Origin of the sequence: Protofrankia symbiont of Coriaria ruscifolia (assembly GCF_900634745.1) — a bacterium.
Taxonomy (GTDB): Bacteria; Actinomycetota; Actinomycetes; order Frankiales; family Frankiaceae; genus Protofrankia; species Protofrankia californiensis.
The window spans coordinates 1-2,927 of the sequence record NZ_CAAAFR010000138.1; the positions used below are offsets into that span (position 1 = coordinate 1).

A 2,927-nucleotide genomic window follows, 5' to 3' on the forward strand; every position below is an offset into this window, starting at 1 on the left:
GCCCGCCGAGGTCGGCCAGCGTCGTCAGGATCCTGTCGCGGCCCGTCTTCGAGAGCGTGCCGGGCCCCCGTACCAGCAGGGTGCGGATCGTGTATTCGGGGTCGGTGGCCCGGCCGCGGCGGCCGCGCAACTGGTGGGTGGTCCGGCGGCGGACGTCGCCGACGGTCTTGTTCGCCAGCTGCGCGACGTGGAACGGGTCGACCGCGATCATCGCGTGCGGGAGCGCGTCGCGGGCGGCTGACTTGTAGACGGTGGACATGTCGATCGTGACCGCCTGGATGCCGGCGCGCCAGCCGGCGGGCTGGGCGCCGATCCAGCCGGCCGTGGCCGCCGCTGTCCTGCCCTCGACGGCCCCGAGTAGGCCGTGGCCGCCGCGGGAGTCGAACAGCCCGGTCTGCCAGCGATCGGCGTCGGCGACCCAGCCGCCGGAGAGCGGGTCCCGGTGGTAGCGGGGACGGCCCCGGCGGTGGTCGTCGATCCCGAGCACCTCGACGGCGGGCAGCGGCCAGGACACCGCCCTCACCCCTCACCCCACGGCCTCCGCCCCGCGCGCGGCCCTCCCCGCCCGTCTCGCCGTCGACGCCCGTCTCCTCACCGACGACGGCGTCCGCCTCGTCCCCGACCGGCTCGTCGGCCCCGGTCCGCCCGGCCGGGGCGGTGACCACGATCCCCTCCGCCTCGGCCAGCCCGACGACGCCGCGATGCGCGGTGTGCCAGCTGACCTCGGCCGCCCGCGCGACCAGGTCCACCGCCACGACCCAGTCCCCGACCAGGTGGCCCATCGTCTCCTTCGCCGCGGACGACACCGTCCCGCCGCGGACGGCCAGCGACCCGCCCTCGGTGAAAACGGCCTGGTCACAGCCGCCGTTGTCGCACCAGAACCGGTGCTTGTGCCAGGTCACCGCCATCGGGACCACCGCCAGATGCGCCACCGTCTGCCCGGCGACCTCCCTGACCCGGCCCGCCGGCGTCCCGCAGCCCGGGCAGCACGCCTCGACCCCCGCCGCCGTGCGCACATGCACGGTGAACGACCCGTCCGCCTCCCGCTCGACCAGTTCGACCTCGACACCGGCGGGCAGCCCCAGCAGCCCGCCCAGCGCACAGCCCCTACCCTTGAACACACGCACCCGTCCGTCCGATGATCTCTTCTCTGGTAAGAGCGATCATTTCAGCGGGCGGGTGTCCCTTCTTCTACGGACCAAAACGCGGCTACACCCCGTCACCACAGGACGTCACGCACGGTTGATGCCCGGAGACGCCCTCCAGTCGACTGGGGAGAGCCCCTAATAGTCCGGAAACGGGGATCTCATACGCTCCATTCGGCTCGGGAAACGTCGGGGTGTGTCCCTGGGGGACTCGACCACTACGCACACGCCCTCAATCGGCGGCAACGGCTACTGCTCATCACCGCGAGCGATAGCGGCTGAATGAGCCTTTCCCCGCAACGGTCTGCCACGCTCTGTAAGCGTCGCTGACTGTGAAGGGCCCTGGCTATGGGTCGGGGCGGTGAAAGACGAAACGCGGGGCCCCGGTAGGAAGTTGTCCTCCTACAGATCAGCTTCCGAGAGGCCCCGCATCTTCTGTGAGTGTCACATACACCGCCGAGCTGCCCCTCGGCGATCACACTGTCATGCGTCTGGCGGTGCTGCTGGTCGCGGAACGCAAGCGGAAAGGTACCCGGGAGGGGACCCGTAAGCTCTCTCCCCGGGAACAGGCCGTGTTCGTCCTGCGCTGGTTCTGCGACGGGACACGGGTCAGGCAGTTGTGTAACGACCACAAAGTCAGCACGTCGGTCGGCTACCGCTATCTCCATGAGGGCGTCGCGGTCCTCGCCTGGCAGGCGCCTGACCTGCGCAACGCGCTGCTGGCCGCGAAGACCGCGGGCTACGGCCACGTCGTCATCGACGGCACGATGATCGAGACCGACCGGGTCCGCACTCCCGGCCCGACCAAAGGCGTGGACCTGTGGTGGTCCGGAAAAATCAAGAACCACGGCGGCAACGTCCAGGTCGTCTCCGCCCCCGACGACGGCTGGCCACTGTGGGTCTCCGACGTCCGGCCCGGCCGGGAACACGACACCACCGCACTGCGCGCCTCCGGCGCACTACCGGTCCTCGCGCAGTGGAGCAGCGCCGACGGCGAGATCCTCACCGACCTCGGCTACGAAGGGCTACAGGACCAGGTCACGATCCCGCGCAAGAAGCCCAAGAGCGAGGACCTGCCCGACGACCAAAAGAAACAGGTGAGTAGGCCATGGGCGCGGTGTCGGGATTGCTCCTGATCCGTTTCCCATGGCCTCTCTCCGCACCCGCCGTGCGCCTCTCGACGCAACGGGCGCTCCACGGTTCCTGTCGTTATGTGGGTTGTGGGGCCCAGAGGGTAGGGATCCGGTTGCCGCGGTAGCGGTACCGGGTGACCGGTACCTTGGCTAACGGCTTCAACTCGGTGCTGCCCGCGCGGATCGGCAGCCACTTCCCCTCGGGGGTGGTGTGCCGGGCGCGGAACTCCTTCCATCCCCAGTGGTGCCGGACCCGTAGCATGCGAACGACTCGTTCCCAGACAAAGTGGTCGATCATGGAGAAGACGCGCTTCGCCACGGCATGCTGGAAGTAGCCGGCCCACCCGTGCGTGACCCGGTTGATCCAGATCAGCAGGTCCTCCAGGTCCTGTTGCGATGTCCTGGGGGTCATGGCCCTGATCTTTGCCTTCACCGCCCGGATTGCCCGGTCGGAGACGAAGGTGTAGACGTACCATTTGTTCGTGCCTCGTTTGTGGCGTCGCTGGATGCGAAAGCCGAGGAAGTCGAACCCCGTTTCCAGGTGCGTGACCTGGGTTTTGGCCTCGGAGAGCCGCAGACCGTAGCTGTTCAGCTCGGGTGAGGTGCCCTGCGTTTGTGTTTGCGCGGGGCGGAGCTGCCGTCGGCGGGG

Annotated in this window: 3 protein-coding genes and 1 pseudogene; 2 read left to right on the forward strand and 2 right to left on the reverse strand. The window is 69.2% G+C overall.

The window, feature by feature from the left end:
• The coding region (locus CV1CTNOD_RS15505) for a transposase (protein WP_165485542.1) at positions 1-514 on the reverse strand (514 nt) is incomplete at its 3' end.
• Positions 515-701: 187 nt separating this feature from the next.
• On the opposite strand from CV1CTNOD_RS15505, the gene CV1CTNOD_RS28395 reads away from it, so the two are divergent.
• Positions 702-1,142 (forward strand): hypothetical protein, encoded by a 441-nt coding sequence (locus tag CV1CTNOD_RS28395; RefSeq protein ID WP_131786790.1) that lies wholly within the window; start codon positions 702-704, stop codon positions 1,140-1,142.
• Positions 1,143-1,582: 440 nt separating this feature from the next.
• A pseudogene (locus CV1CTNOD_RS15515) lies at positions 1,583-2,236 on the forward strand (transposase family protein); the annotation flags it as partial.
• A gap of 118 nt (positions 2,237-2,354) precedes the next feature.
• Here CV1CTNOD_RS15515 and CV1CTNOD_RS15525 read toward each other — a convergent pair.
• Positions 2,355-2,927 (reverse strand): group II intron maturase-specific domain-containing protein (locus CV1CTNOD_RS15525; protein WP_278043919.1); only part of this gene is annotated, 573 nt, incomplete at its 5' end.

Bases quoted from the DNA above. Each gene is read 5' to 3' on its own strand.
- CV1CTNOD_RS28395 (WP_131786790.1), top strand. From the start codon at position 702: ATGCGCGGTGTGCCAGCTGACCTCGGCCGCCCGCGCGACCAGGTCCAC.